Source organism: Mycobacterium sp. (assembly GCF_049278535.1).
Lineage (GTDB): Bacteria > Actinomycetota > Actinomycetes > Mycobacteriales > Mycobacteriaceae > Mycobacterium.
The window spans coordinates 1-2,032 of record NZ_JBAPMI010000237.1 but is presented as its reverse complement, the minus strand read 5'-3'; the positions used below and the strand labels follow the sequence as shown (position 1 = coordinate 2,032).

Annotated in this window: 2 protein-coding genes; both read right to left on the bottom strand. The window is 68.8% G+C overall.

The genetic code is table 11. The annotated features are described in order from the left end of the window. Positions 1-31: 31 nt before the first annotated feature. Positions 32-943 carry an ABC transporter ATP-binding protein gene (locus WAO18_RS16255; RefSeq protein ID WP_422207286.1) on the bottom strand — a complete coding sequence of 304 codons (912 nt, stop codon included), beginning with the start codon at positions 941-943 and terminating at the stop codon, positions 32-34. 473 nt (positions 944-1,416) lie between these two features. Next, on the bottom strand, positions 1,417-2,032 hold a 616-nt coding region (locus WAO18_RS16250), incomplete at its 5' end, for an aminotransferase class IV (protein WP_422207285.1).

Here is a 2,032-nt window from a genome sequence, read left to right as displayed (position 1 = left end):
GTCGAATGCTGGGGGGCGACGGTGGCGGTACTCATGATGCTTCCTCCACCCGGAAGTCGACGCTGTCGTGGGTGAGTTCGAGGAACGCCGCTTCCAGTGACGCCTGCCGCGGTGTCAGCTCGTGCAGCCTGATCGCGTGCTCGGCAGCGAGGTCGCCGATCTCGTCGCAGTTCAGTCCGAGCACCTCCAGACCGCCATCCGCGTGCGGCCGGGCCGTCGCGCCGGCCCGCATGAGAAGTGGTTCGAGCGCCTCGGCGTCCGGGCTGCGGACGAGCACGAAGCTGCGCGCGCTGTCGGTAAGCAACTCCTCCACGCTCGCGTCAGCCAGCAGCCGGCCGCGTCCCACGACGATGACGTGATCGGCGGTCAACGCCATTTCACTCATCAGGTGGCTGGACACGAACACGGTGCGGCCCTCGGCCGCCAACCCGCGCAGCATGGTCCGGATCCAGCGGATGCCTTCCGGGTCCAGGCCGTTCACCGGCTCGTCGCACAGCACCACTTCGGGATCGCCGAGCAGCGCTGCGGCCAGCCCGAGCCGCTGGCTCATGCCGAGTGAGAAGGTGCGGGCTCGCTTGTGCGCGACGTCGCTCAGCCCGACCAGGTCGAGGACGTGCGCGACCCGGGCCCGGCCGATGCCGTTGCTCTGGGCCAGGCACAGCAGGTGGTTGTATGCGCTGCGCCCACCGTGGACAGAACGCGATTCGAGGACCGCGCCGACTTCGTGCAGCGGCCGCACATGCTCACGGTACGGCCGGCCAAGGACTGTGACGGTGCCGTCCGTAGGCCGGTCCAGCCCGAGGATCATCCGCATCGTCGTCGACTTGCCTGACCCGTTCGGCCCAAGAAACCCGGTCACCCGTCCCGGCAACACATCGAAAGAGAGGTCAGAGACAGCCAGAGTGCTTCCGTACCGCTTAGTCAGCCCACGCGCCTGGATCATGCGGTTGATGGTGGTCGCCGAAAACGATCAGCGCATCAGGCGAGACCCTGAAGGCGACCCTGAGAACTGGCCGGACCACGGGGTGGGCGAAGGCGACCAAGAACGCGATGAGCGCTCGCGCGAAGAGCCGCGCTCACAAGGCGAAGCCATTGTGCGGATCGATGGACCCACCCGAGCGCCAGCGAGCGGTGGGGACAGAGAGACGCTTTGAGCGCAAAATTAGGTCGGCCCCCGAGTCTTGTCCGCCGTGGCGGGTCGGCTGGACGGGCCGACGACTCGGGGGCCGGGTAGCTGCCAGGTATTACTCGCCGCCGCGAAAAGCACGACGCGGGCATTGGCCCTGCAGGTCCGTTGCTTACACAGCGGCTAGCGGGCAGCCACCTCACGTGTCCTAGGCATACTCAACTCTGGACCACCTCCTTTCCGTGTGCTGCAACCGTACGACGCAGATCACCGCGCGGCAACGTGTTTCGTCAGCGAGCGAAACCGCACAGCCGGCGGACCTCGTCAAGCGTCCCGGGTGCGCGTACGCGGCGCTTCCCGTCGAGCTCGACCACCTCGGCCGGCCCGCGCACACTGGCGATCAACCAGAGCGCGTCGGCAGCGTGGAGGTCGTCGACGCCGGCGTCGGTTACCGCCGTCTGCCAGCCGGCCGCAGGGGCGCGGTCGAACAGCAACTGCTGCGTCGTCCCGCCGAGGATCCCGCTCGCGCCGACCGGAGTCGTGTGCAGGGTCCGGCCGGTGCACCAGACGATCGAGCTGACTGCCGATTCGAGCACCCGGCCGTCAGTGCTGATGAAGATGACATCGTCGGCGCCACGGCGCTGCGCCTCCCGCACGGCGGCCATGTTGACCGCGTAGGACAGCGTCTTCACCCCGCCGAGCAGCCACGGCGCGTCGGCGAAGGCATCGCTCGTCGTGCCTCGGCAGAGCGTGATGACCCGGATGCCGTCCCGGCGCTGGCGCGGGTAGGCCTCCGGCAGCGGGCTGATGGTCAGCATCCCCGTGGGCGTATCGGCGTCCGGGGCGCCGCGAGTCAGCACCAGCTTCATTGCCGCCTCGCCCGGCTCGGGCCAGGCGGCAACGGCC